Here is a 25931-nt window from a genome sequence, read left to right as displayed (position 1 = left end):
GAAAGTTAGATGAAGCTTAATTCAATTTATAATTTATAAACTGATCGTCTAAAGCTTTTAAAAAGCCATTGGTTATATTAACTTTTGTTGTTCTGCTTGGTACTTCTAGCTCAATTTTTTCTTCCACATCGTAAATCACAAATTTTAAAGTATGTGATCCGCCATTGGTAGCAAAAATGTGTTGAAGTTCTTTTATTGTGTTTTCCTTTACGTCTTCTAATGGTAGCTTAACCGTAATTTTTTTACACATCTTCTCCATGATATCATGTAAAAGTAAAAATTCTGTAAACTGAACTCTAGGTTCGCCTTTAACACCATCTTTATTCGTCCAACCGGGTTTAATAGTAGTTTTTACATACAAAAACGAGTTAGGAACCAAAAAGTGTTTGAATTTTAAGTAATCTTCTCCAAAAATCCTGAATTCAAAATTATCATTGTAATCTTCCATGGTAAAAGCAGCCCATCCTTTTCCTGCTTTAGAAACTCTATGTTGAACGTCGGAAATAGTGCCGCCAAAAGAAAGTCCCATTCCTTCATATTTAGCCAAATCTTTAAAGTGACTTAAAGTAGCATTACAAAACTTTAATTCGTTCTTAAAATCATCTAACGGATGCGCAGAAATATACATTCCTACCATTTCTTTTTCTTTGGCAAGAAGTTCCATGGTTCCCCAATGTTCGCAATCTGGAATTGGAGGTTCTGGTAAATCAACTTCAGAAGCTTCTCCAAAAAGAGAAACTTGAGAAGAATTCTGATTTTCTTGAAACTTATTACCGAATCTTAAGGCTTTTTCTAAAAAGGTTTGTCCTTTCTCGTCAGTTACATAATATTGAGCTCTATGAGTATCTGAAAATGAATCAAATCCGCCGGCTAACACCAAACCTTCAAAAGCTTTTTTGTTGGCTACACGTAAATCTACACGTTTAGCAACATCAAAAATAGATTTGTAAGGGCCGTTTTCTTTTCGTTCGTCAATAATTGCTTTAACAGCTGCACCACCAACTCCTTTAATAGCAGCCATTCCAAAACGAACAGCTCCATCTTTGTTAACAGAGAATTTAGAGTAGGATTCATTGATGTCTGGACCTAATACTTCTAATCCCATACGTTTGCATTCTTCCATGAAAAAAGACACCGACTTTATATCGTTCATGTTGTTAGAAAGTACAGCGGCCATATATTCGGCAGGGTAATGAGCTTTTAAATAAGCAGTTTGGTAGGCTATCCACGCATAACAAGTAGAATGCGATTTGTTAAATGCGTACGATGCAAAAGCTTCCCAATCCTTCCATATTTTTTCTAGCTTTTTTTCATCATGACCGTTTGCTTTTGCTTGTTCTACAAACTTTGGTTTCATTTTAGCAAGAACAGCAGCTTGCTTTTTACCCATGGCTTTACGTAATACATCGGCTTCACCTTTTGTGAAATCTGCTAATTTTTGAGAAAGTAACATAACTTGCTCCTGGTAAACCGTAATTCCGTAGGTTTCTGCTAAATATTCTTCCATAGCAGGAAGATCATATTCAATTTCTTCTACACCATGCTTTCTGTTAATAAACGAAGGAATATATTCCATAGGCCCTGGTCTATAAAGGGCGTTCATGGCAATTAAATCTTCAAAAACAGTAGGTTTTAAAGATCTCATGTGTTTTTGCATTCCAGGAGATTCGTACTGGAAAATACCAACAGTTTCTCCTCTTTGGAATAATTCATATGTTGGAACATCATCCAAAGGAAAATTCTCAGGGTCTAACTCAACACCATGACGCGCTTTAACAATTTTAACCGTGTCTTTAATTAATGTTAAAGTTTTTAAACCAAGGAAATCCATTTTTAATAATCCTGCACTTTCTACTACCGAGTTATCAAACTGGGTAACGTACATGTCAGAGTCTTTTGCTACAGAAACCGGAACAAAGTTGGTAATATCATCAGGAGTAATAATAACCCCACAAGCATGAATACCAGTGTTGCGAACAGAACCTTCTAAGACGGAAGCTTGGTTAATGGTTTCGGCTTCTAGACCAGTGCCTTGAGCAATGGAGCGAAGTTCTTCAACCATTTCTCTTTCTTCGGAACGTAGTCCTGCAACTTTTCCTTTACTTTTATCATCTTCACCAAAAATATTTCCAAGTTTAATTCCGGGAATTAATTTGGCAATTCTATCAGCTTCAAATAAGGGTAAATCAAGTACACGAGCAGTGTCTCTAATAGAAGATTTAGCTGCCATTGTACCATAGGTGATAATTTGAGCCACCTGATTTGCACCATATTTGTTGATTACGTAGTCCATCACTCTACCGCGACCTTCATCATCAAAATCGATATCAATATCGGGCATGGATACACGTTCAGGATTTAAAAAACGCTCAAAAAGTAAGTCGTACTTAATAGGATCAATATTGGTGATCCATAAACAATATGCAACTACACTTCCTGCAGCAGATCCACGACCGGGACCTACTGAAACATCCATATTTCGGGCTTCTCGGATAAAATCTTCAACAATCAAAAAGTATCCAGGATATCCAGTTTTAGCAATTACATCCAGCTCAAAATCTAATCGTTCTTTAATGCTTTCGGTTATTTCACCATATCTTTTTTTTGCACCTTCGTAGGTTAGGTGTTTTAAATAATTGTTTTCTCCTCGTTTTCCTCCGTCTTCTTTATCAGCTTCATCTTGAAACTCTTCAGGAATATCGAAAGCAGGTAATAATACATCGCGAGCTAAGGTGAACGCCTCTATTTTGTCAACTATTTCTTGAATATTACTGATAGCATCAGGAGTATCAGCAAATAGTTTTTTCATCTCTTCAGATGACTTGAAGTAATATTCGTTATTAGGTAATCCATATCTGTAACCACGACCTCGGCCAATTGGGGTTGCTTGTTTTTCTCCATCTTTTACACAGAGTAAAATATCGTGGGCATTAGCATCTTCTTTCTCTAAATAAAAAGTATTATTAGTCGCAACAAGTTTTACGTTGTGTTTTTCTGAAAACTCAACTAAGGTTTTGTTAACCACATCTTCATCCTGTTGCCCGTGGCGCATTAATTCAATATATAAATCATCACCAAATTCTTCTTTCCACCACAATAAGGCTTCTTCAGCTTGTGCTTCCCCAACATTTAAAATTTTACTAGGAACCTCACCATATAAATTTCCAGTTAGTACAATAATATCTTCTTTGTACTTTTTGATGACTTCCTTGTCAATACGTGGAACATAATAAAATCCATCTACGAAAGCAATAGATGACATTTTTGCCAAATTGTGATAACCATTTTTATTCTTTGCAAGCAATACAATTTGGTATCCGTTATCTTTTCTTGTTTTGTCAGTATGGTCATCACAAACAAAAAACTCACATCCTACTACGGGTTTTAAAGGTTTTTCTACGGATTTATTATAGTTATTAACCGCAGAGGTAAAATGAAAAGCGGCCATCATATTACCAGTGTCAGTCAAAGCTACAGCACTCATATTGTCTTTTGCAGCAGCATTTACTAATGCGTTTATTTGAATGGTAGATTGTAAGACCGAAAATTGTGAATGATTATGCAAGTGAGCAAATTGTACATCTTTTAAAACAGCTAAACCCTCTGAAGTAGAAATTGTATCAGCATCTTTTGTTTGTTTAGCTATGCGAGTACGAATTTTGTCACTTTCAGCTTTTAAGTTTAGGTGTTTTAATCCAATAAGCTGAATTGGCATCGGATTTTCTTCCGAGTATTTTTGAAAATAATCTTCCGTTACATCTAGCTGTTCTTTGGTATAATGTTTTAAACGAACAAGTTCTAAAAAACAACGTGTAGTTGCTTCAACATCGGCAGTAGCATTGTGTGCCTCGTTAAATTCACTTCCAAATAAATGACTATGTAATTCGGTTAGGGTAGGTAGTTTGAATTTTCCTCCACGCCCTCCAGGAATTTGACATAATTCAGCAGTTTCTTCAGTACATGTATCTAAAACAGGTAATTCAGTTAAATTGTTTTCAACACCTAAACGATGGAATTCACATCCCATAATGTTTACATCAAAGCCAACATTTTGCCCTACAATAAATTTGGTTTTACTTAAGGCTTCTTTGAAAAGTTCTAACCCTTCGATTAAAGTAATTCCTTGTTCTTGGGCAAGTTCTGTTGAAATACCATGAATTCTTTCTGCATCAAAAGGAATGTTAAATCCATCTGGTTGAATCAAAAAATCATTATGCTCCACCAAATTACCCATTTCATCATGGAGTTGCCATGCAATTTGAATGGCTCTTGGCCAGTTGTCAGTATCAGTAATTGGAGCATTCCAACTCTTAGGTAAACCTGTAGTTTCGGTGTCAAAAATTAAATACATGTAACGTGTAAAGTTGTTGAGATTTATGCTGAAAAATAGAATGTAAAATTACGCTTTTTAGTTGGTATTTTTTTAGGAAGTTATTAACTATCTATTAAAAAGTAATATGGAAATAATGAAAAACTATTTTATAATAAGCGACAGTATTTGATTTTTTTAAATCAACAATTAAGAATTTAGTGGAAACCAAAAAAATAAAAATTATTTTTCTCAAAATGAGCAGATAACAAATTTTAAGTGTACCTTTGTTTTTTTTAATTTAATATTTTTTATAATGAAACAAGGAACGGTAAAGTTCTTTAATGAATCTAAAGGATTTGGATTTATTACTGAGAAAGGTACGAACACAGATCATTTTGTACACATTTCTGGATTAGTTGATGATGTAAATGAAGGTGACGAAGTAGAATTTGAGCTAAAGGAAGGGAAAAAAGGATTAAACGCTGTTAACGTTAAAGTAATTTAATATATATCAAAGATTTAATTTTTTTAAGCATCTGTTTATCAGATGCTTTTTTGTTTAAATAAGGTGAATTTTTGTATCTTTTTATCAAAAAGATTTTATACATTTGCGCCCACTTACTACGAGATGGTAAGATTTTTAATAATCAAGGTCGCGTACCTTAAAAAATTAATAAATTATGTCTGTAAAAATTAGATTACAAAGACACGGTAAAAAAGGAAAGCCATTTTACTGGGTAGTAGCAGCAAATTCAACTGCTAAAAGAGACGGTCGTTTCTTAGAAAAAATTGGAACGTATAATCCAAACACGAACCCTGCAACTATTGATTTAGATGTTGATGTTGCTGTAAAGTGGTTACAAAATGGTGCTCAACCAACTGATACTGCAAGAGCAATCTTATCTTACAAAGGAGCTTTATTAAAGAATCATTTAGCTGGTGGAGTAAGAAAAGGAGCTTTAACTGAAGAGCAAGCAGAAGCTAAATTTAATGCTTGGTTAGAAGAAAAAGCAGCTAAAGTTGCTGGTAAAGCAGATGGTTTAGCAAAAGCTGAAGCAGAAGCTAAGGCAAAAGCATTAGAAGCTGAAAAAGCAGCTAATGAAGCACGTATTGCAGCAAAAGCTCCTGTAGCTGATACAGAAGATGTAGCTGAAACTGCTGGAGATAGCGAAGAATAAATTCGTTATACGATGATGCAACTTAAAGATTGTTTTTATCTTGGCAAAATCGTAAAAAAGCATAGCTTTAAGGGTGAGGTTATCATAAAATTAGATACCGATGAACCCGAATTGTATAGAAATATGGAATCAGTATTTGTCGAATTAGGCAATAATCTGGTTCCATTTTTTATTGAAAAATCTTCTTTAAGTAGAGGTACTATGCTTCGTGTTAAATTTGAAGATGTTGACACGGAAGAAGATGCTGAGGCAATAATGAAATCGGGTATATACTTACCACTCGATTTACTTCCAAAACTAACCGGAAATAAATTTTATTACCATGAAGTAATTGGTTTTACAGTTGTAGATGCCAGTTATGGTGAAGTGGGAAAAATTACCAACATTAACGATTCTGCTGCGCAACCCTTGTTTGAAATTGATAGGGATGGACGAGAAGTCTTTATTCCTATGATTGATGATTTTATCAAAAAAATAGATAGAGAAAATAAAGTGGTTGAGGTAGAAACTCCGGAAGGATTAATAGCGTTGTATTTAGAATAATACAATCATAAAATTACAAAATGAGTTTATTACAAGAGTTACAAGATAGAAGCAGTAATCAATGTGAGTTATGTGCTTCAAAAGATAATTTAAAAATATATGAAGTACCCCCTATTTCAACAGGTGGTGTAGATGGAAGTTTGTTGGCTTGTGAAACATGTATTGATCAAATTGAAAATCCGGAAAATACAGATGCTAATCATTGGCGATGTTTAAATGATAGTATGTGGAGCGAGTTTAGAGCAGTGAAAGTAGTGGCTTGGAGAATGCTAAACAGGCTAAAAAAAGAAGGTTGGCCTCAAGATCTGTTAGACATGATGTATTTAGAAGATGAAGAATTGCGTTTTGCTGAAGCTACCGGTGAACATTTAGATGAAAGTGAAAAAGTAATTCACAGAGATAGTAACGGAGCTATTTTACAAGCGGGTGATAATGTAGTATTGATTAAAGATTTAAAAGTAAAAGGATCTAGCATGGTGGCAAAACAAGGTACCGCTGTTAGAAGAATTTCATTAGACCCTGAAAACGCAAAATATATAGAAGGTAAAGTAGATGGACAAACCATTGTAATTATTAGCGACTACGTTAAGAAAATGTCTGAGAAAGAGTAGTTTTTTAGTCTCAAAGTAGCAAAGGTTCAAAGAATAAGATTTAACTTTTGCTACTTTGCTACTTTGCTACTTTGCTACTTTGCTACTTTGCTACTTTGCTACTTTGCTACTTATTTCTCAGCGTTATAATACACTTTGTAGTATTTCATTTTTTTCTCTTCATCATACCCTCTTTCCATATATTCTGAAGCGGCATCCGGCGCATCCACATCAATTTTTATTTGAATGTTAGTGTCGAGTTTTATTTCCGTTTTAAACTTGCTTTTTTCCTTTTTTAATACAATGTCAGAAACTTCAAAATTGTTTCTAATTAATACATCGTTCAGTTTTTCAAAGTGTTTTTTATAGTCATCAAACAAGTCACGATGTTTGTCTTCTTCAAAAATTTCATCTTTAAAAGTATGATAATCTACATTTTCATGCTCTTTAAAATAATCAACTGTGTTAGCTAAAAAGTTACTTTGTTCGTGTTTTCCGTATTCAGGTTTAATCACTTCTTCAGAGAATTCTTTACACATTTCTAAATAATTTTGTGTGTGTAAATTTCGATCATCAGCAAATTTTACACTTAAAAAATTCTTAATCCAATATTGAGCATCATAATTGTTGTTATCTACCGATAATACAACGGTACCTTCTGTATCAGAAGAATTTAAAATCAAACAACCTTTATCCAGTTTATTAGTTGAAATTCCTTTTTGAACCACCACGTCAAAACTATCCTCATCTAAATAAGTTTGAAAAAAGTCTACTTTACTTTCAATTTTAAAAATACCAACAGCTTCAGTTAGTACATCTTTATATTCAATTCCTTCAAACAATACTACTAACACATCACCTGTTTTGATTTGTGCAGAATTTGATTGTTCGTATAAATGATTGACGATGTTTTTAGAATGATCAATAAACGTATTTTCATCTTCAAAAATATCTGAAGTATACTTGTTAATTTCATTTAATCTAACATCGGCATGATGACTAAAACGATAACTTTGAGTAACCGTACCAAAGGGTTTTAGTAAAAAAGGTAGCAATAACTCATAACTTTCCTCATCAAAACGAACTAAATTCTCTGATAAGGAATTACTTCCGCTATTGTACTTGTTAGCCACTTTATGAATGATACACTTCGTTATTTCGGCACGAGTTCTTTTTATCATGATAACCAAATTTAGATGGCAAAAATAGAAAAACTAAAATTCCAATTTTAATTGCTCGGGTAATAATTTAAAAGATTTTCGATGATACTTAGTAGCACCAAACTCTCTTATAGCATTTCTGTGTTGTTGGGTAGGGTAACCTTTATTTTGTTTCCAGTTATATTCAGGATGTTCTTGATGAATTTTTTCCATAAACTCATCACGATAGGTTTTTGCTAACACTGAAGCCGCAGCAATACTCATGAATTTAGCATCACCTTTTACAATGGTTTTATGTTCAATATTTGGATAGGGATTGAATTTATTTCCATCTACAATAATAAACTCCGGAATAATTTTTAATTGTTGGATAGATCGATGCATTCCAGTAATTGAAGCTTGCAAAACGTTAAGTTCATCCACTTCCTCATTATGAATAAAAGAAACGGAATATGCCAACGCGTTTTTTTCAATAAACGGACGAAGTTCTTGTCGTTTTATTTCTGAGAGTTGTTTTGAATCATTTAACAAAGGATGTTCAAAATTTGCAGGTAAAATAACTGCTGCCGCTACTACTGGTCCTGATAAACATCCTCTGCCGGCTTCATCAGTACCTGCTTCTAAAGTAAATCCGCTATAGTTTAGTGTAAGCATGCAACAAATTAACAGTTTTCAAAGTTATTATTCACATTAATTTTCGTTTTAATGTTCTATTTTTGTTTTTATGAAGAAATTTTTTGTCCTGTTAATAATTGCAGTAACTCCAACACTTGTTTTATCGCAAATTAGACAATTAGATAAAGGTTTAGGTAGTTTTGGAAGAACAAATCAAAATCAATCTTTAGATTCCTTATCCAATGATGAAATTAGTGTGAAGTTGAGCGGTAAAACAAAGTATACTGATTATAAAATTATCAGTCATAAAAATGACACAACGTATATTGACACTACCTTAACTATTCAAAAAGAATATAAATTTAACTTTAGAAGAAAGGATAATTTTGAATTGTTACCTTTTCATAACCAAGGACAAACATTCAATAATTTAGCGTACGATTTTAATAGCTTATCTCAATTTCCAGATATTGGTTTTAAAGCCAAACAATTCAATTATTTAAATATTGAAGACATTAATTATTACCATGTTCCTACACCTACAACAGAAATTATGTACAGAACTGGGCAGGAACAAGGACAAGTGTTAGATGCGTTATTCACTTTGAATTTTAACAAAAGATTGAATTTTAGCATTGCTTATAAGGGGTTACGATCTTTAGGACAATATCGTCGTTCGTTGGCAAGTACGGGGAATTTTAGAACAACGTTTACTTACAGTACACCAAAAGACCAATATGCAATTAGAGCACATATAGCTACACAAGATTTTACCAATCAAGAAAGTGGAGGATTAACAGACGTAGCTTTACAAAATTTTATAAATAATAATCCTAACTTTACTGATAGAGGAAGACTTGATGTTAACTTAAATGATGCCGAAAATGTTTTTGAAGGATCTCGCTTTTACGTGGATCATAATTACAAACTTTTTTCAAGTAAAGATTCAACCCATCAAAAAGATTTTAGTAATTTAAAATTAGGACATGTTCTTTTGTATGAAAAGAAAAATTACAATTTCAAACAAACCACAACAACTACTTCATTTTTTGGAGATACTTATGGTGTAACGGGTAATGTTAATGAAACTTCAAATTATAGTTTAACAAATAATCAAGCTTATTTAGAATTCAATTCAAAATACATTTTAGGGAGATTCAAAGCTAAAGTTAATTACACTTCAGTAATGTATGGTTATGATAGTTTAGTGAATCCTTTTTCGGGTATTGACAAAGTAAAGTTAAAAGGAAAAGCGGTTTCAGTAGGAGGAGAGTGGAGAGGAAACATAGGTAATTTTCAAGTAAATGCAGATGCTGTATTAACTCCAGGAAGTGGTCATTTAGCAGGGAATTATTTAAACGGGGAAGCATTTTACAAAAAAGATAGTGTATTTACATTAAAAGGAAGTTTACATATATCATCAAAAGCCCCCAATTTTAATTATCAACTTTTTCAAAGTAGGTATAATGAATATAATTGGAGTAATGATTTTAATAATGTTGGAACTAGAAATCTTGGTTTTTCTTTTCTCTCTAAATGGGGAAATGCCTCTGTAGATTTTACCAATATTGAAGATTATACATATTTTAATGAGAATAATAAGCCTCAACAATCAGATGAAGCTGTAACTTATGTAAAAGTTAAGGCAAATAAAGAATTCAAATTCTTTAATAATTTTGCTTTAGACAATACATTGATGTATCAAAATGTATCAAGCGGAAGTAGTGTGTTTAGAGTTCCTGAATTTGTAACAAGAAATACTTTGTATTATACAGGAGAGTGGTTTAGAGGAAAGCCACTGTTAGTACAAATAGGAGCAACATTCAATTATTTTACAAAATATAAAATGAATGCATACAATCCGTTGTTAGCAGAATTTACTTTACAAAATGATTCAGAAATTGGATATCCGACCTTGGATGTATTTTTTAATGCAAGAGTGCGCAGAACCAGAATTTACTTTCAGTTAGATAATGTAACCTCTAGTTTTGCTAAGAAGAATTATTTTTCAGCTCCTAATTATCCTTATAGAGATATGTCTATTCGTTTTGGAGTTGTATGGAATTGGTTTATTTAGAGCAATAAAAAAGCGTCTGAAAAGACGCTTTTTTATTATTTTGTTATTTCTCTTATTTTAATTCTTAAAGCCGCAAATAACAAGGTCATAAACGGGCTTAAATAATTAAATACGGCATACATAAAGTATTCACCTACACCAACTCCTAAAACACCCGATTGATATGCGCCACAAGTATTCCAAGGAATTAATACGGAGGTTACGGTACCTGAATCTTCTAGGGTTCTACTTAAGTTTTCAGGAGCTAAATTTTTATCTTCAAAAGCTTTTTTAAACATTTTTCCAGGTATTACAATTGCTAAATACTGGTCAGAAGCAATGGCATTTAATCCTAAACAACTTACTACAGTACTTGTAAATAAACCAAAAATTGAAGTAGCAATAGATAATAAAGCATTAGTTATTTTTGCTAAAGCACCAATAGCATCCATAATACCTCCAAAAACCATGGCACAAACAATTAAAAAAATGGTCCAAAGCATACCATTCATTCCTCCGGCACTAAATAATTTTTTAAGTTGTTTTATGGTAATTAATTTTTCTACACTTTCTACCTTACTATTAATAACGTCTTGTGTATAAGTTTCTGAAGAAAAAAATGAAGTTAATTTCTCTTTAGAGAATACTCCTTCCAAATCATTATCGGTAAATAAGTTTTTTAATTTACTATCCTTATTTATATTAACAATATCTTCTTCAGTAAGTTGAGCAATATATTCTGAATTATCAATAGGAATTGAAGTGTCTGTGAAAACTGAAGTTATAATTGTTTTTGTGCTGGATTCTGTTAATGAGTTAATTAGTTTAGGTTGAAAAACTAAAGCAAAGATTCCGGCAAGAACAACACCAGACCCAAGAGCAACCAAAGGTTTGGTTTTTAATAATATCATACCTATAACTACTAAAGGCACTACAAATAACCAAGGTGAAATTTTAAAATATTTATCTATGGTTTCTAATATAAATGAGGTGTTAGCCGCATTTCCTGTAGTATCTATTGTTCCGCTTAAAACCGTAAAAACAATAAGAGTAATAATAATTGTAGGCACTGTGGTATAGGCCATATATTTGATATGGGTAAAAAGATCTGTTCCTGCCATAGCCGGAGCTAAGTTTGTTGTATCTGAAAGCGGAGACATTTTATCGCCAAAATAGGCACCTGAAATTACAGCTCCGGCAATCATTCCTGAAGGAATTCCTAAGGCGCTACCAATACCCACTAAAGCAATACCTACCGTTGCAGAAGTGGTCCATGAACTTCCTGTTGCTATAGATATGATGGCAGCAATAATTACTGAAGCAGGTAAAAATATTGCTGGACTCAAAACTTGCAATCCGTAGTAGACCATAGCAGGTATAATACCACTTACCAACCATGTTCCTGCAAGAGCACCTACTAAAAATAAAATCATAATAGGAATAAAAACACTTTTCCAGTTTTCCCAAACCTCACTTACCATTCTTTGAATAGAAACCTTGTTTAAAAAACCAACAATTGCAGCCACTAAACCTCCAATTAATAATATAAATTGATTAGAGTAATCTCCTAACCAAGCACCATCTTTGTAAAAAATATTATAGGCTAATAAACCCATTAATATCACTACAGGAGTTAGGGCTTCCCAAATATTTAGTTCTTTATTATCAATGATTTTCTGATTATCAATATTAATTTCAGAGATATTGTTGCTTTCTTGCATATTTCTTGGTTTTTCGAGGTGTAATGTTACGATTTTGAAAAGAATTACACAAATGAAAACCGTTTGCTACTTTTGCCATGTATGGATTCATTAACTCAAATTGTTTTAGGTGCTGCTTGTGGGGAAGTAGCTTTAGGAAAGAAAATAGGAAACAAAGCCTTGTTGTTTGGTGCTATTGGAGGAACCATACCTGATTTAGATGTAATTTTAGGGAGTCTCTTTTACTCGAATTCTCTAGATCAATTAGCTTTTCATAGAGGTTTTATGCATTCTGTAATGTTTGCTTTTATAGCTTCTTTTGTTTTAGGAATGGGAGTTTATAAGTTGTATGATCTTGGGAAAAAGAGAAAAAATACAACCACTCAAAAAGATTGGATTTGGCTTTTCTTTTTATCGATTTTTACACATCCTGTTTTAGATAGTTTTACTCCTTATGGAACGCAATTGTTTTTGCCTTTTTCAAACTATAGAGTTGCTTTTAACAATATAGCAGTAGTAGATCCATTGTATACATTCCCTTTTTTATTTTGCTTAATTATAGTGTTGTTTTATAATCGAAAATCAAATAAAAGAACGTGGTGGAATAGAGTAGGGATTTACATTAGTTCAGCTTATATGATTTTAACTTTGATAAATAAATTATATGTTGATAGTGTATTTAAAAAATCATTTAAAGAAGCAAAGGTTAATTTTAGTCGATTTTCTGCTCAACCAACTATTTTTAATAATATTTTATGGTACGGAATAGCAGAAACAAAAGAGGATTACAAGATTGCTTTTTTTTCATTGCTAGATGATACTGACCCTTTAGAGAATATTATTTCTTTGCCTAAAAATCATCATTTATTAGATATTGAAAATGACGATATAAAAACCTTACGATGGTTTAGTAATGATTATTTTAATGTGCATCAAGTTGATAGTTTAGGAACTTTTCGATACAATGATTTAAGATATCCTTTATTAAATCCTGAAGATAAAAATTCATCTATTTTTAGTTTTAGGTTACAAAAAAATGGCAATCGCTGGGAAGCGTTGCCATTATATGATAGAGCGCCTAATAAAAAGGATTTACAAAAATTTTGGGAGCGTATTAAAGGATTATAAAATACCAACTTCTTTCATACACGATTTCATAATTTCATAAGTGCGTTCTATATCATTGTCAAGCCCTATAGAAAAACGAATCAATCCATCACTTAAGCCCATTTCTTTTTGTTCATCTTCTGGAATTTCTGATGAAGTGGATGAACCAGGAGCAGAAAATAATGTTTTGTAAAAACCTAAACTTACAGCCAAATAACCTAAATTTTTCTGTTGCATTAGTTCCATTAATTCATTGGCTTTATCTAAAGAACCTACATCAATAGTTAACATGCCTCCAAAGCCATACTCTTCATTCATCATCGATGTAAACAATTTATGAGATGGATGAGAAGGTAACCCAGGATATACTGTTTTTAAACCTACTTTTTCAAAACATTCAGCTAAATACATTGCATTTTTACTGTGTTGTTTCATGCGGATATGTAATGTTCTTAAATTCTTTAAAATAGAGGCTGCTCGTAAACTATCCATAGTAGAACCTAATAACATACATGCTCCGTCATTTACATTTCGTAAATCATCAATAAATTGCTGAGCTCCACAAACTACACCTCCAACAGTGTCAGATGAACCGTTAATAAATTTGGTTAAACTGTGAATAACCACATCTGCACCTAATTTTACTGGTGAAATTGATAATGGTGAAAAAGTATTGTCAACAATTAATTTTAAGTTGTGTTTTTTAGCAAGAGCTGCTAAACCTTTAATGTCTGCAACTTCTAATAAAGGATTGCTTACACTTTCACAGTATAAAACCTTAGTGTTTTTATTGATGGCTGCTTCAACAACGTCTAATTTAGTAATATCAACAAAAGAGGTTTCAATATTTAATCTAGGAGTAAAGTTTTTTAAGAAAGCGTATGTGCCACCGTAAATTGTTCTACTAGAAACAATATGATCTCCAGCTCCGCATAATTGTAATAAAACAGGGGTAATGGCTCCCATACCGGAAGCGGTAACATTAGCAGTTTCTGTTCCTTCCATTTCTGCCAATGCTTGTCCTAAATATAAATTTGAAGGAGAAGAATGACGAGAATATAAGTAACATCCGTCAGCATTTCCTTCAAAAGTATCAAACATGGTTTTTGCGGATAAGAACGTATAGGTAGAAGAATCTGAAATAGATGGATTAACTCCACCAAACTCACCGAAATACTGTAAGTCTTGAATTTTGTTTGCAGGTTTGAATTTCATGGTTGTTAGTTTTTGTTCTTCAAATTAATGTTTTAAATGAATAAAAATCAATTTTTTTTGATTTATTCAGAATAATATTCTGTTTTTATGTGTCTTTTTGGATTAATAATTTGTTCTTTTGTTAAAACCAATCAATAGATAGAAATATTTTCATTATGAAGTTAGATGTTATAGATAGAAAACTAATTAACTTACTACAAAAAGATAGTAAACAAACTACAAAGCAGTTGTCATTACAATTAGATTTGTCGGTAACAGCGGTGTATGAACGTATAAAAAAACTAGAAAAAGAAGGGGTAATTTCAAAGTATGTTGCTTTAATAAATACAAAGAAAATTAATAAATCTTTTCAGGCTTTTTGTCATGTGAAGTTAATACAGCATTCCCGTGAGTATTTGTCAGTTTTTGAGCGTGAAATTTTAAAACTTGATGAAGTTGCGGAGTGTTTTCATATAGCAGGAGATTATGATTATCTTTTAAAGATTTATGTAAAGGATATGGAAGAGTACCGTGAGTTTATGGTAAATAAATTAACTACCATTAAACATATAGGTAGCACACAGAGTTCTTTTACTATTGGAGAGGTAAAAAATTCTACAGAGATATTGTTATAGAAAAAGACGAGCATTTGCTCGTCTTTTTTTGTTTATGAGTTGTCTTTTACCAAAACAATTTTTTCTGATTGCTTAGAAACCATTTTTGCATAAAACTCTTTTAGTGTTTGATAATATTGTGGAGAAATGATTGATTCATTCACTTGTAAAAGTGAATGTATACTTAATTTATTACCCGACTGAACTGCTTTGAATTTAAAAAAACCAAGATCATCGGGTAGACCAATAGCTATAGTTTCAGGAATAAAATCAACTTTATAGCCATCTGGAATAGATATTACTACTGAACTTTTATCTTTCCAAGGAGCGGTAAAATCTACCGGAAATTTTCTTTCTGTTGATTTAAAAGGGTTTTCTGTGTTTGCTAAAAACAATAAAGGATGTATATATAATTTACTATTTATTTTTTCAATTAGATTGTCACTATTAAATTTGATACTTACACTTATAGGTTTATATATTTCGTTTTGATTTAAAATTTTATAATCTTCGATTTCAATTTGAAATCTTTCTTCTAAATTAGATAATATTGATTCTTCTTCAAGACTGTTGTTTTTTAATCTATAATTCAAAGCGTTTAAATTATCATATGAGGTTTTAATAAGGCCTTCTAAAGTATTTTCAGGTGTTATTTTTGCATATATCTTATTGTCTTCAGTTGAATGTTCAGGTGGAGTTAGTTTAACCCAAGAAGAAGAGCCATCTTTTGTTACTTTTCTTCCATTCCAATTTAGTGCTCGTGCTGGTAAAATATTAGGAACACTTAAAGGTTCGGTTGCATCTAAAAGAATATATGAATTATCTGAAAATTCTACCATAGAAATAACATAATTAAAACCATCTATAGTAGGAAAAAGTGGAATTCCGTTATTTTTAGAACTTACTAAAACAGGATTCGCATTTAAGCCAGCTTCACGTAACATTGAAGTTAACATTAAGTTTATGTCAGCAACATTTCCAACACCTTCTTTGTATGCTTTTCTTACACCTGAATCAGTATATTTCCCATAATAACCATTCCATTTTATTTTTGATTTAATAAATTGAAAAATAGTAAAAGTTTTATCGATATCATTCTTAGTATTTGCAATTAGACTAGTAAGGTCTTTTTTAAAGTATCCGGTTTTGTTTAATTCGCTTCCGAAGTTTGTGTATTGATATATTTTTTTACTTACATCTTCCCAAGTTGTAGCATAGTGCTCTCGAATTGAATTAGGAAATTTAACTGAGGATAATTCAAAAGAAATACCTCCTCTGTAGTTTTTTATATTACCAACAAAAGGCTCATTATCTTTCAAGGCAGGTATATCTGTAGCGATAAATGTGTTATTTTCTGTTTTATAATCTACTTTTGAGGTCTCCCAAGTTGTATTATGCCCAGGATTCCTGTTTTTTGAAGAGAAATTTATAGATTTTACAGAACTAGACTCTTCTGGAGCTATATAATAAAAACCTTTAATATTTTTTCTAAAAACATAATATTCAGGGATTTGTATTTTGGTTGTGTAATTTTTTACAGGAATTGCAAATTGGAATTCAATATCATCTATCTGTTTTGTAAAAGGGGACTTTAATTCATATTTTAAATCGATGATAGATCCTACTTTTACAGTTGGCATTGCTATTTTTTTATTTCTTCTAAATTTTGATTTTTTTTCATCAAAAATATGTTTGTTTGATAGCTTTTCTTTTAAAATTTTCCCATTTTCTAGATTAAAAGTATATCCTTTGATACTATTTATTTTTTGTTTATCTCCATTTTCTGGTTTGTAATAAGATATTATTTTGTTTGCATAGTTTAACCCTTCTTGGTTGTAAATTTTTATTCTTTCATAAACTTGAGTAATAATATTAAAACCATCATTTTGAGTATAATCATAATAGGTGCTTCTATATTTATATAAATAGGCAGCACTTGCAGTTGAGTCTAAAGGATAATGCTTTTCTTCTAATTCTTCTTTTGAGACTTTCCCGAATTTTATTTCCTGTGAAAAAGAAGTGAAAAAAGAAAATATTAATAGTAGTGATAATGTGGTCTTTTTCATAATAATTAGTTTTTAGAAGTTGTTTTTTCTAATTCAATAGTACTTTTTTGTGTTTTTATAATTTGATTAAAAAACTCTTTTAAATATGGGTATTCTTGTGCAAAAAATGTCTTTCTATCTATTTGATACTTTATATAAATAGAAATACTATTTTCAGTACTATTAACTTTTAAAATATATTTTCCACCCTTATTAGGTAATGAAATAGCTTTATTGTTAATAGATTTAGTTACTTTAAATCCTTCAGGAATTTTAATGTTTATTAGATAAGTATCTGACCAAGCATAACCAAAATCAACAGGGTAATTTCTTTCGTTTAATTTGAATGGATTTTTAGATATTCTGCTTATTAAAAACGGGTTGAATTTGATTTTTTTATTTGAATAATTAATGTCGTCTACATTAACTTCATAAATAATTTTTAAAGGTTTTTCATTATCAGTGTCATTTGAAATTTCAACATTATCAACCTCTATATTGGGGAACTTAGTTTCAAAATAGTCTAAATATTCATCTGTATTTTTACCACTAATGTTTTTTCTTTGCGTTAAGGCATAATAGCCCTTGTCTATTGATAGAATTTCTCCAGACAATGTATTGTCTTCATTAAGAGTTAATTGAATTTTTGTTCTTGAAGCATTTCTAAATCTTGATTTAATTACCTCCCAGTAACTACCTTTTTCAAAGTCTAAAACTCTTCCTTCACCATTTAAACATCTTACAGGGACTTCTCCAAAAGGTAAAAATTTATCTGTAGCGTCTAAAAAGTAATTTTCATTATTAATAACAGCTTTAACTAGAACATAATTAAAATCGTCAACAACTGGGTGAAGTTTTGTAGGTAAACCATTGTTTCTGGTTGAGGCCATTACAATATAGCTTTCAATACCTCCAGCTTGCAGAGCATTAAATAGAGTTAAGTTTATAGCGTCAACACTACCTGTTTTTTCATTGTATATATTTTTTACTTTTAATTTTTCTGAAGTCCAGTATCTTTCGTTCCATGACATTCTATCTTGGATGTGATAATAAATGTCCTTAGCTTTTTGAAATTGATTAGGATTGTCTAGGATATTGAGAGGCAAATTTTTCCTGAAATAATTTTTTTTAGAAGTTTGTCCATCTAAAAAGTTTCTTTTTAATGTTTTATCTGCGTCTTCCCAAGTTTTAGTGTATTTAGTAATAACCCCTCTAGTATTGGTAAAAGAAATTAATTCAAATGCTAAACGGGATAAAAAATTTTCTTCTGAAAGCATATAGTCTTCCTTTTTAAAAGTAGGAACATGATCCATTCCATACTCTAATGCCGCACAATCACCTTCACCAATACCTGGTATGTATATGCAACCTTTTTTTACAGAAGAGTTTTGTCTGTCTAGTTTTTTATAGCCTATTTTTCGTATGCTATATTTCCAATTACCAGGAATAGAAGAAAAATAATCACTTTTTAGTTTAGGGATATCGGATTGAAAATACCAATCATCTAACCTTGAATAAGGAGAAAGTACGCTGTATTTATATTCAATTACAGATCCTTCTTTGACGTTTGGCATTGTAAATGAAATCTCTTTGTAATTTTCTGAAATTTGTTTAGTGTAGACTTTATCATCTGAAAGAAAAATCTTTTTACTGTTTTCTCCAACTAAGTTATAGGTTGTGGCTTCAACATTTTTTACAAACTCATCTTTATATAAGCGAAGTTTTATTGTAGCTCTTTTGTATTCTTCCTTATTGAAAATTTTTATTCGGTAGTAATAATCTGTTCTAAATTTGTAATTGTTTTTTTCATCGATATAAACATTAGCATGTTCATATAATACTAAAGCATTGGCAGTAGAATCTTTATCGTAAATTCTGAGTTTTAATTCATCAATAGTAGCTTGTCCTAACTTTAAAGTTTTTTCTTTTTGAGCATAAGTTGTGTTAAATAATAGGAATGCAGATAATAGTAGAGTAAGTTTATTTTTCATTATTATTTTTTGTGATAGCAATTCTTGAATTTTCGTGTTTTACAATGCTTTTTAGGAATTTTCTGTAATTTTTATATTCTTCTTTTGGGTAGATACCTTCTTTTAATAAAAATCGTTTTTTGTATAATAAGGTGCTATTATCAATCTTCTCCAGAGAAATTTTATACGATCCAAATTTAGACTTGATTTCTTTTGGTTGTGGTAAAAAACCGATTGTGTAGTTTTTAGGTATTTTAATAGTAAATTCATCAACATCTATAAAACCACGCTCAACGACTAACGGTTGTTTTCTATTTCGGTATCTTTTAGGGATGTAAGAAAATTTATTAAAAACATTTAATCGAAAAATGTATTCATTTTGAGTTATAGAGGCATATTCACCTATAGTAGTTTCAATTTTTTCTGAGAAAACAACATTTTCTTTGTCGTTAGTAATATCAATTGAAGCTATTTCAAGATTGTTATTATAATCCCATACTTGAGATTTATAATATTTTTTTAACTCTTTATCAGATTTACCTTCAATACCAAACTTATTATCATATTGAATACCTTTAGAAACACGATTAACGTTTGCTTTTAAGTTGCCATTTTCATCTAAAATAATATCCACTTTTGTTGTTTGAATATTTGTTTCATCTTTATAAGCAGGTGTTCTTTTAATTACACCTCCTTCTGGAGTTACAACTAAAACATCTCTATCATCGGTAAAATCTCCTAAAAACCCAAAAGGCATAGTTTGGTTTGTACACTCTAACCATAAATCATCACCATTATTAGGAAGATTAAGAATTACATGATTCCCTTGAATTGAAGAGAAGTTTTTGTCTATATCTCTTCTGTTTTTTGCATATACAACTGTATAATATGATTCAACCCCAATAGCATCTAATAGAGCTTTTGTATAATTAGTTAATCCTTTACAATCACCATATCCCATTTTATCAACTTCGGAAGCACTTATAGGTTGCCACCCGCCAATATCAATTTGAACACTAATATATCTTGTACGGTTTTGAACATAGTCGTAAACGATTTTCGCTTTTTCAATATCATTTTTTGCGTTTTTAACTAGTTCTTTTACTTCATTTACTGTATTAGTAGGTAGTTGATTTCTTCCTAGTAATAGTTTATCGTACATCCACTTCCCAAACTCTTTCCAGTTCTCACCAGTGCCTTCTATTCCTTTTAATGTGAAGTGATTTAAAGCTAAAGCTACACTTGGCATAAGTTCTGCATGTGGTAAACTGTATTTTTCATATTTAGTAGCTGGATGATTCTTTAATTCATAATGGAAATTTCCATTTTTAGAAAAATCGTTTATTGCTAAGTTTTCAAGCTTTTTTTCTCTTTTTCTAATAGTTAAGTTTTGAAAGTTGTTGACTTTATATGTACTTTTTTGAATTGAAATACTATAGTTCTCAATAGGATACCAAGGATAGATAAATCCTGTTGAAGAGTTTTCAATTTCACTTTCAAAAACAACAGTATAAGGATAGGTTGTAGGAGTGTATTCAACATATTTTACTCGAGCATCTGAGTATAGAGTACCTCTACTAACAGCATTAATATCTATGAACTTATTTTTAGAAAACTTTTTTAACAGATTACCAGTTCCATCATAAACATGCACAGAAAGTTCATTTATTTTAGTGTCATTATTATAATGTTGATATAAATCAATTTGATCATCACCAAACTTATTTAAAACAGTTACTATTTTTCTATTTTTAATGGTTTGCTTATTAAAAGATTCAATGTTTATTTCCAGTAAACTTTCTCTAAGAACAGCATTTGCATTTGTTGTTAAACTGTCGGGAATTAAATAAGCGGCTAATTCTGTTTTTTGGGCAAAACCTGTTATACTATATAGGAATAATAGTAGAAGTAGGGGATAATTCTTTTTCATGCAATAATAATTTCATTGCAATTATAAAGAAAAGGAATTAAATAGTAAAATACTTATCTATAGTGTTAGAAATCATTTATAAAATATCTTGTTGATTTTTATAAAAAGAATCTGCTTGCAATTTCATAAGGTTACGAGCTATTTTTTGTTTGTAATTGTATAGTTCTTCTTCTGTTTTTAAATCAGAATAAATTCTATTGTTGAGTTCTACATCAGTTTTTAAAATAGCTTCTCGTTGATGAACTTGTTGTTGTATCCAAGTTTTAACCAATGATTCCTGATTTTCTAATTTATAATCATATTCACTTTTTGAGCTTATCAATTTTGCAAAAATTGGTGCTGTTTCAATAGCTAAAAACAATAAAAAAATAAAAAAGGATGGTAGCCAAGGTAATTTGTTTAAAGCATTCACTCGAGCCATAAGTCCGTCGAAATTAGAAATAATAGGTTGTGTTTTTGTTTCGTACTCTTTTTGCTGCTGAATTAAACTCGTAATAGCATCTTCTTTAGATTTGATTTTTTCAACATTGTCTTTTTTAAGCTGACTTAATTCTGCTAATGCAGCATCATGTTTTTCTCTTTTTTCTTTATAAACAGGACCTTTCCCTAGTAGTTTTGTTCCTTTTCTACCTTCTGCTTCTGCAATATACGTTTCATACAAAGTATTTACTTCATTTTCTTTGTTTGTAATCTCTTCTTTTAAAGAATTTATTTCTGTGTTTATTTTTTCAATTTCAGGAGTGAATTGTTGTGCAATCTGTGTTTTGTTGTCGAGTGTCATCTGATTTTTTTCCTTCAACAAAACCTGATTGATTTCTTTTTCAAAGATTTTTAATTCCAACGGTTTTGAAATTACCACTGCTATTATCATGGCCAAAATCAATCGTGGAATAACTTGAATAATTTCTTGACGTTTAGAATGTCTCTTTTTAATGGTAGAAACAATGAATCTGTCGAGATTAAAAATCAATAGTCCCCAAAGAATTCCAAAGAAAATAGAAGTAAAAATGTTATCAAAAACAGTATATAAAGCGTAACTGCTGGCTATGGTTGCCATTAAAGCAGTAAAAAATACGGTAGCACCAATACCAGCGTATTTATTTTGTTCTCCGTTTGAGCAATCTTTAATTAAATTTTGATCAACTCCAGAACAAAGAAGGAAAAAATCTTTAATCATTTATATAAGCTTATACTATAAGAACGAAAGGTTTAAATAAATGTTACAAATTGTTTGTTTATAAATGAGATATTAACAAAACATTATAAAACCGTGGAATGAAAGTTACATTTTATAAATCGTTATTTTTGATTTAAATATCAATTGAATGAAAAGAATAATTATTTCCTTTTTACTACTTCTTTTATCAGGTTTTTCAGTGTTTTCACAAGTAAAATTTGAAAAAGAATACAGAGTATCTTCAAGTGAAGTTCCTCAGAAAGCTTCAGAGTTTATTTCTCAATGTAATTTTAAAAAGAAAGTAAAATGGTTTACAGAAGAAAGTCAGGATGGAAAGACTTTTGAAGCGAAAGCATGTCATAAAAATCATAAGTTAAGTATTGAGTTTTCTGAAAAAGGAGATTTGATTGATGTTGAAAAAACTGTCAAATTCTCAAAATTACCAAAGGAAGAAAAGGAGCTGATCAATTCAGTTTTTAGACAACAGTTTTCAAAATTTAGGATAAAGAAAGTTCAACTTCAGTATACTGGTTCAGATGAAAAAATACTGAATATTATTCAGAATAATCAACCATCAGAGTATAATTTTGAAGTTGTTGTAAAAGGGAAGAAGACTAAATCATATACATTACAGGAGTTTTTAATCAATCAAAAAGGAGAGGTTGTAAAAGAACTAAAATTTGTTCCTATGAATTCAGACAATTTAGAGTTTTAATATGAGGAAGTTTTTATTTGTTCTACTATTGATTCCTCTGCAGTTTTTTAGTCAATCAGATACTAATTTTGGTTGGTTGCCAAAAATCAATTTATCTTCAAGAATAGCTTCTGAAATTAAATGGGTGAATAGTATTGAGGTTAGAGAAGTTTTGTTTGATGAAGAATATCAATTTACTCATAATTTGTTGGATGTTTCATCAATTGTATCTTTTAAAACTAATTTAAATCAATCGTTCAATATTGGTTATATTGTTCGTTTTGATAAAAAAGAAACTGTTCACAGATTTGTTCAGCAGTACAATTTTATAGGTAACATAAATAGTTTAAAATTAGCTCATAGATTAGGGTTCGAACAGCATTTTCCGTCTAAATCAAAATCATTTTATAGAGCTAGATATAGGGCTACATTACAAAAACCACTAAACGGAGAAAAAGTTGATGTTAAAGAGTTTTATGTAAAATTAGGAAATGAATATGTATATAATTTTACCGATGAAAATTTAGAAATTAGAGTATCTCCTTATTTAGGGTACAGATTAAGTGAAAAAGATAAACTTGAATTTGGACTTGAATATAGAGGAAGTAGTTTAGTTGATGAATTTAATAAACACAGACTTTGGTTAAGAACAACTTGGTATATATCGTTATAAAAAAATCCGCTCTATTTTGAGCGGATTTTTGTTGTTATTTAGATAATTCAGTAAAATATTGATAGAAATAAGGAATGGTTTCTATTCCTTTTAAGTAGTTCCAAACTCCAAAGTGTTCGTTAGGAGAGTGAATAGCATCGCTATCTAATCCGAACCCCATTAAAATAGTTTTACTCTCTAACTCTTTTTCAAATAAAGCTACAATAGGAATACTTCCTCCACTACGTTGCGGAATAGGTTTTTTACCAAATGTTTGTCCATAAGCTTTACTTGCTGCTTGGTACCCGATATTATCAATTGGAGTCACATAACCTTGTCCACCATGATGAGGTTTTACTTCCACTCGAACTCCAGCAGGAGCGATACTTTCAAAATGTTTTTTAAACAATTGTGTGATTTCTTCCCAATCTTGATTAGGAACTAATCGCATAGAAATTTTAGCATAGGCTTTTGAAGCGATTACCGTTTTTGCACCTTCGCCAGTATATCCACCCCAAATTCCGTTTACATCTAATGTTGGGCGAATTGAATTACGCTCGTTAGTAGTGTAACCTTTTTCACCATACACATCATCAATATCTAACGCGTTTTTATATTTTTCTAAAGAAAAAGGAGCTTTAGCCATTTCATCTCTTTCTTCTCTTGATAATTCTTCTACATTATCATAAAAACCAGGAATAGTAATATGATTGTTTTCATCATGTAATGAAGCAATCATTTTAGTTAATACGTTAATAGGATTTGCTACTGCACCTCCGTACAAACCTGAGTGTAAATCACGATTTGGACCTGTAACTTCCACTTCAACATAACTCAATCCACGTAAACCTGTTGTAATTGATGGAATATCATTAGCAATCATTCCAGTATCAGAAATTAAGATAACATCGTTAGCTAATTTTTCTTTGTTTCTAGGTACAAACCACGCTAAACTTTCAGATCCAACTTCTTCTTCACCTTCAATCATAAATTTTACATTACAAGGTAAATTTCCAGTTGAGGTCATGTATTCTAAAGCCTTTACATGCATATACATTTGTCCTTTATCATCACAGGCACCGCGAGCATAAATGGCTCCTTCAGGGTGTAAATCTGTTTTTTTAATAACAGGCTCAAAAGGAGGAGAAGTCCATAAGTCAATTGGATCTGCAGGTTGCACATCATAATGTCCGTACACTAAAACAGTTGGTAAATTTTCATCAATGATCTTTTCTCCATAAACAATTGGGTAACCCGGAGTTTCACAAAGTTCTACTTTATCGCATCCAGCTTTTTTGAGAGAGTTCATAACAGCATCGGCAGTATTTAAAACATCTTGAGAATAGGCTGGGTCTGCACTAACAGAAGGAACTTTTAATAGTTCAATAAGTTCGTTTATAAATCGGTCTTTGTTTTGAGAAATATAAGATTGTATGTCTTGCATTATTTTTAAATAAATGTTAAGCGAATTTAGGGTATTTTTTTAGAAAGAAATTTTTACAGTATAAAAATATAAAATTAAATGGCTATATTTCTAGACAAAGAATTTAAAAAGAAGATCAAAAACATAAAATGCACTTATGAAAAAAATTATTTTATTACTACTGTCTTTTGTATTTCTTTCTTGTTCAAAAAATGATGAAGATATGGAGTCTAGAGGAGGAATTACAGAAGAAACAATAAGTTATTTACACAATAACAGTTCTAAAAAATGGAAAATAACGCATTATTATTCAAATTATGAAGAACAAATATTGGATGAAGCGCTAACCAACTGTATGAAAGATGATGTGTACATTTTTTATTTTGATAGTAATGAGTGTGAAGTAACATTTGGAGATAGCAGTTGTTACGCTAACTATACAGATGTGGTTGCTGAAACAGCAGCTGCAGAATATAATTTTTATTCTAGTCAGAAAAAATTGTATCTGAGTTTTGGTAGAGGAGCTTATAATGATCTTAATGTTCAAACTTCATGGTCAATAACTACTTCATGCTTATTGCTAAACCCCGAGAAAATGATTTTTACTAATGGAAAAGATAATAGTGGTGTAGGAATAGTTTTTGAGAGGATATAACTTGCTGATATTTAAGCTTAATAAAAAGTTACTTATTTTTTAAGACTCTTTTATGTCTTTTAGATATGTAAATTAAATAGTTTGTGTATATTTGCACGCACAATTCAAAAACACGCGGGTGTGGTGGAATTGGTAGACACGCTAGACTTAGGATCTAGTGCCGAAAGGCGTGGGGGTTCGACTCCCTTCACCCGTACAAAGCCGAAGTAACTTCGGCTTTTTTTATTTTCTTTTTTTAAAAACAACTGTTTTTTTGGGTATATGAATGGTTTTATATACATAGGTTAAAATTTATATTATTTTTTAATCTTTAAAC

The 25931-nt window shown here is 30.7% G+C and carries 20 protein-coding genes and 1 tRNA gene; 11 read left to right on the top strand and 10 right to left on the bottom strand.

The genetic code is table 11. The features are described 5' to 3' along the window. Positions 1-16: 16 nt before the first annotated feature. The gene (gene dnaE, locus SLH33_RS08190) at positions 17-4351 is read right to left on the bottom strand and encodes a DNA polymerase III subunit alpha (RefSeq protein ID WP_320418597.1); all 4335 of its coding nucleotides are present in this window, start codon (positions 4349-4351) and stop codon (positions 17-19) included. A gap of 274 nt (positions 4352-4625) precedes the next feature. On the opposite strand from dnaE, the gene SLH33_RS08185 reads away from it, so the two are divergent. From SLH33_RS08185 to SLH33_RS08170, 4 genes are all read left to right on the top strand, one after another. After that, positions 4626-4817: a cold shock domain-containing protein gene (locus SLH33_RS08185; RefSeq protein ID WP_320418596.1), complete on the top strand. Its 192-nt coding sequence runs from the start codon at positions 4626-4628 to the stop codon at positions 4815-4817. Positions 4818-4992: 175 nt separating this feature from the next. Then, complete coding sequence (locus SLH33_RS08180; RefSeq protein ID WP_320418595.1) at positions 4993-5490, top strand: 30S ribosomal protein S16; 498 nt, start codon at positions 4993-4995, stop codon at positions 5488-5490. A gap of 15 nt (positions 5491-5505) precedes the next feature. Beyond that, a complete protein-coding gene (gene rimM, locus SLH33_RS08175) occupies positions 5506-6033 on the top strand; it encodes a ribosome maturation factor RimM (protein WP_320418831.1) in 528 nt (175 codons plus the stop codon). A 20-nt stretch (positions 6034-6053) separates the two neighbouring features. Next, a complete protein-coding gene (locus SLH33_RS08170; protein WP_320418594.1) occupies positions 6054-6644 on the top strand; it encodes a PhnA domain-containing protein in 591 nt (196 codons plus the stop codon). A 110-nt stretch (positions 6645-6754) separates the two neighbouring features. Here the strand turns inward: SLH33_RS08170 and SLH33_RS08165 are convergent, their stop codons facing one another. Next, positions 6755-7804, bottom strand: coding sequence for a nucleoid-associated protein (locus SLH33_RS08165; protein ID WP_320418593.1), 1050 nt, complete (start codon positions 7802-7804; stop codon positions 6755-6757). A 33-nt stretch (positions 7805-7837) separates the two neighbouring features. Next, the gene (locus SLH33_RS08160; RefSeq protein WP_320418592.1) at positions 7838-8437 is read right to left on the bottom strand and encodes a ribonuclease HII; all 600 of its coding nucleotides are present in this window, start codon (positions 8435-8437) and stop codon (positions 7838-7840) included. Positions 8438-8507: 70 nt separating this feature from the next. Between SLH33_RS08160 and SLH33_RS08155 the strand changes: the two genes are divergently transcribed. Next, positions 8508-10475 (top strand): putative porin, encoded by a 1968-nt coding sequence (locus SLH33_RS08155; RefSeq protein WP_320418591.1) that lies wholly within the window; start codon positions 8508-8510, stop codon positions 10473-10475. 35 nt (positions 10476-10510) lie between these two features. On the opposite strand, the gene SLH33_RS08150 is transcribed toward SLH33_RS08155, so the two are convergent. Further along, positions 10511-12175 (bottom strand): Na+/H+ antiporter NhaC family protein, encoded by a 1665-nt coding sequence (locus tag SLH33_RS08150; RefSeq protein ID WP_413818260.1) that lies wholly within the window; start codon positions 12173-12175, stop codon positions 10511-10513. An 81-nt stretch (positions 12176-12256) separates the two neighbouring features. Between SLH33_RS08150 and SLH33_RS08145 the strand changes: the two genes are divergently transcribed. Continuing rightward, positions 12257-13282, top strand: a complete 1026-nt coding sequence (locus tag SLH33_RS08145) for a metal-dependent hydrolase (protein WP_320418590.1) — start codon at positions 12257-12259, stop codon at positions 13280-13282. Here the strand turns inward: SLH33_RS08145 and SLH33_RS08140 are convergent. Continuing rightward, positions 13277-14476: an aminotransferase class I/II-fold pyridoxal phosphate-dependent enzyme gene (locus SLH33_RS08140; protein ID WP_320418589.1), complete on the bottom strand. Its 1200-nt coding sequence runs from the start codon at positions 14474-14476 to the stop codon at positions 13277-13279. The genes SLH33_RS08145 and SLH33_RS08140 overlap by 6 nt on opposite strands. 155 nt (positions 14477-14631) lie before the next feature. Between SLH33_RS08140 and SLH33_RS08135 the strand changes: the two genes are divergently transcribed. Further along, positions 14632-15090 (top strand): Lrp/AsnC family transcriptional regulator, encoded by a 459-nt coding sequence (locus SLH33_RS08135; protein ID WP_320418588.1) that lies wholly within the window; start codon positions 14632-14634, stop codon positions 15088-15090. Positions 15091-15122: 32 nt separating this feature from the next. On the opposite strand, the gene SLH33_RS08130 is transcribed toward SLH33_RS08135, so the two are convergent. From SLH33_RS08130 to SLH33_RS08115, 4 genes are all read right to left on the bottom strand, one after another. Next, positions 15123-17135 carry a DUF3857 domain-containing protein gene (locus SLH33_RS08130; RefSeq protein ID WP_320418587.1) on the bottom strand — a complete coding sequence of 671 codons (2013 nt, stop codon included), beginning with the start codon at positions 17133-17135 and terminating at the stop codon, positions 15123-15125. A 5-nt stretch (positions 17136-17140) separates the two neighbouring features. After that, positions 17141-19105 carry a hypothetical protein gene (locus tag SLH33_RS08125; RefSeq protein ID WP_320418586.1) on the bottom strand — a complete coding sequence of 655 codons (1965 nt, stop codon included), beginning with the start codon at positions 19103-19105 and terminating at the stop codon, positions 17141-17143. Beyond that, positions 19095-21014 (bottom strand): DUF3857 domain-containing protein, encoded by a 1920-nt coding sequence (locus SLH33_RS08120; RefSeq protein ID WP_320418585.1) that lies wholly within the window; start codon positions 21012-21014, stop codon positions 19095-19097. The genes SLH33_RS08125 and SLH33_RS08120 overlap by 11 nt, the downstream gene beginning before the upstream one ends. Before the next feature lie 76 nt (positions 21015-21090). After that, entirely contained in the window at positions 21091-22191 is a 1101-nt protein-coding gene (locus SLH33_RS08115) for a DUF4407 domain-containing protein (protein ID WP_320418584.1), read from the bottom strand. A 148-nt stretch (positions 22192-22339) separates the two neighbouring features. On the opposite strand from SLH33_RS08115, the gene SLH33_RS08110 reads away from it, so the two are divergent. Then, a complete protein-coding gene (locus SLH33_RS08110; RefSeq protein WP_320418583.1) occupies positions 22340-22906 on the top strand; it encodes a hypothetical protein in 567 nt (188 codons plus the stop codon). A 1-nt stretch (position 22907) separates the two neighbouring features. Beyond that, positions 22908-23558 carry a DUF2490 domain-containing protein gene (locus SLH33_RS08105; protein ID WP_320418582.1) on the top strand — a complete coding sequence of 217 codons (651 nt, stop codon included), beginning with the start codon at positions 22908-22910 and terminating at the stop codon, positions 23556-23558. Between the two features lie 34 nt (positions 23559-23592). Here SLH33_RS08105 and SLH33_RS08100 read toward each other — a convergent pair whose 3' ends face one another. Further along, complete coding sequence (locus tag SLH33_RS08100) at positions 23593-24981, bottom strand: dipeptidase (RefSeq protein ID WP_320418581.1); 1389 nt, start codon at positions 24979-24981, stop codon at positions 23593-23595. Between the two features lie 136 nt (positions 24982-25117). On the opposite strand from SLH33_RS08100, the gene SLH33_RS08095 reads away from it, so the two are divergent. After that, complete coding sequence (locus tag SLH33_RS08095; RefSeq protein WP_320418580.1) at positions 25118-25615, top strand: hypothetical protein; 498 nt, start codon at positions 25118-25120, stop codon at positions 25613-25615. Positions 25616-25729: 114 nt separating this feature from the next. Next, positions 25730-25811: transfer RNA gene (locus SLH33_RS08090), tRNA-Leu, on the top strand. Positions 25812-25931: the final 120 nt, after the last annotated feature.

This window comes from Tenacibaculum sp. IB213877, assembly GCF_034043975.1.
Classification (GTDB): Bacteria; Bacteroidota; Bacteroidia; order Flavobacteriales; family Flavobacteriaceae; genus Polaribacter.
Note: the sequence above shows the minus strand (reverse complement) of the source record. Positions and strands in the feature narration are given on the sequence as shown.

What these genes read in the sequence shown, in the direction of transcription:
- SLH33_RS08145 (WP_320418590.1), top strand. Translation starts at nt 12,257, where the DNA reads ATGGATTCATTAACTCAAATTGTTTTAGGTGCTGCTTGTGGGGAAGTA.
- SLH33_RS08185 (WP_320418596.1), top strand. Translation starts at nt 4,626, where the DNA reads ATGAAACAAGGAACGGTAAAGTTCTTTAATGAATCTAAAGGATTTGGA.
- dnaE (WP_320418597.1), bottom strand. Translation starts at nt 4,351, where the DNA reads ATGTATTTAATTTTTGACACCGAAACTACAGGTTTACCTAAGAGTTGG.
- rimM (WP_320418831.1), top strand. Translation starts at nt 5,506, where the DNA reads ATGCAACTTAAAGATTGTTTTTATCTTGGCAAAATCGTAAAAAAGCAT.
- SLH33_RS08115 (WP_320418584.1), bottom strand. Translation starts at nt 22,191, where the DNA reads ATGATTAAAGATTTTTTCCTTCTTTGTTCTGGAGTTGATCAAAATTTA.
- SLH33_RS08150 (WP_413818260.1), bottom strand. Translation starts at nt 12,175, where the DNA reads ATGCAAGAAAGCAACAATATCTCTGAAATTAATATTGATAATCAGAAA.
- SLH33_RS08105 (WP_320418582.1), top strand. Translation starts at nt 22,908, where the DNA reads ATGAGGAAGTTTTTATTTGTTCTACTATTGATTCCTCTGCAGTTTTTT.
- SLH33_RS08135 (WP_320418588.1), top strand. Translation starts at nt 14,632, where the DNA reads ATGAAGTTAGATGTTATAGATAGAAAACTAATTAACTTACTACAAAAA.
- SLH33_RS08130 (WP_320418587.1), bottom strand. Translation starts at nt 17,135, where the DNA reads ATGAAAAAGACCACATTATCACTACTATTAATATTTTCTTTTTTCACT.
- SLH33_RS08100 (WP_320418581.1), bottom strand. Translation starts at nt 24,981, where the DNA reads ATGCAAGACATACAATCTTATATTTCTCAAAACAAAGACCGATTTATA.
- SLH33_RS08180 (WP_320418595.1), top strand. Translation starts at nt 4,993, where the DNA reads ATGTCTGTAAAAATTAGATTACAAAGACACGGTAAAAAAGGAAAGCCA.
- SLH33_RS08165 (WP_320418593.1), bottom strand. Translation starts at nt 7,804, where the DNA reads ATGATAAAAAGAACTCGTGCCGAAATAACGAAGTGTATCATTCATAAA.
- SLH33_RS08095 (WP_320418580.1), top strand. Translation starts at nt 25,118, where the DNA reads ATGAAAAAAATTATTTTATTACTACTGTCTTTTGTATTTCTTTCTTGT.
- SLH33_RS08120 (WP_320418585.1), bottom strand. Translation starts at nt 21,014, where the DNA reads ATGAAAAAGAATTATCCCCTACTTCTACTATTATTCCTATATAGTATA.
- SLH33_RS08140 (WP_320418589.1), bottom strand. Translation starts at nt 14,476, where the DNA reads ATGAAATTCAAACCTGCAAACAAAATTCAAGACTTACAGTATTTCGGT.
- SLH33_RS08125 (WP_320418586.1), bottom strand. Translation starts at nt 19,105, where the DNA reads ATGAAAAATAAACTTACTCTACTATTATCTGCATTCCTATTATTTAAC.
- SLH33_RS08170 (WP_320418594.1), top strand. Translation starts at nt 6,054, where the DNA reads ATGAGTTTATTACAAGAGTTACAAGATAGAAGCAGTAATCAATGTGAG.
- SLH33_RS08160 (WP_320418592.1), bottom strand. Translation starts at nt 8,437, where the DNA reads ATGCTTACACTAAACTATAGCGGATTTACTTTAGAAGCAGGTACTGAT.
- SLH33_RS08155 (WP_320418591.1), top strand. Translation starts at nt 8,508, where the DNA reads ATGAAGAAATTTTTTGTCCTGTTAATAATTGCAGTAACTCCAACACTT.
- SLH33_RS08110 (WP_320418583.1), top strand. Translation starts at nt 22,340, where the DNA reads ATGAAAAGAATAATTATTTCCTTTTTACTACTTCTTTTATCAGGTTTT.